The sequence below is a fragment of the Arsenophonus sp. ENCA genome, assembly GCF_002287155.1.
GTDB lineage: Bacteria > Pseudomonadota > Gammaproteobacteria > Enterobacterales > Enterobacteriaceae > Arsenophonus > Arsenophonus nilaparvatae.
The window spans coordinates 1-723 of record NZ_NHNG01000703.1 but is presented as its reverse complement, the minus strand read 5'-3'; the positions used below and the strand labels follow the sequence as shown (position 1 = coordinate 723).

The following is a 723-nucleotide window of genomic DNA, read 5'->3' as shown; positions in this document are numbered from 1 at the left end:
TACAGGTTTCGATCTTGACCAGCGGGTCACCCAACTTGTCGATCGTCTGTTGGTGATACTGGTTTGCAAAGAGGTCATTCTTAATGGCGCTGCGTTTCTTCATGGTGGTTAGCTCAGTAGACCAGCTTCCGATAACTTTATCAGCAAAATCAAACTCGGCTTAGGTTTTTCGAGGTGCCCTAACGTGATAATCAAAAAAAATCTAATTATTTAGAATGAAAGCCAAGGGTTAATTGAAAATCTTGAGTTTTTCGAGGTGCCCATCATAAATAAACATGACAGGGGTATCATTTTCGTTCCTAATTTCAATATTATCAAAATTAATATCTTCCCCATGAAAATAAAGATTAACGCCGGAGAGAAATTCAATGTTATAAAATTGTAATTCCTCAATCGCTTCAAAAATTGCCTTCTTAAGACTTTTTTTATTCCAGCGACCTGTAAATTTTATTCTCATTGTTATCATTCCTTAATTTAATGTTTATTTACTGGTGCTGATTATTTTTTATTTTACGATAAACTTCGTTAATTTTTCGGGCGTAAATTAATCTTCGTTTATTCTGTATTTCATTGTTTTTAAATCCGGCATTATAAGCGCCTATTGCTTGCCAGGTTACACCCCATTTATTAAATGCCAGCGCTAAAAAATAAGCGCCAGTATAAATATTCATACAAGCATCATTTCTTAATTGATAAGGGGTAATACCTAACGATTTAAGATAA

At 34.0% G+C, this 723-nt stretch carries 2 protein-coding genes; both read right to left on the bottom strand.

From position 1 onward, the window contains the following. Positions 1-229: 229 nt before the first annotated feature. On the bottom strand, positions 230-457 hold the full coding sequence (locus CBG25_RS18470) for a hypothetical protein (RefSeq protein ID WP_290608492.1): 228 nt from the start codon (positions 455-457) through the stop codon (positions 230-232). A gap of 28 nt (positions 458-485) precedes the next feature. Then, a partial coding sequence (locus CBG25_RS18465; protein WP_290608490.1) for a transglycosylase SLT domain-containing protein occupies positions 486-723 on the bottom strand: 238 nt, incomplete at its 5' end.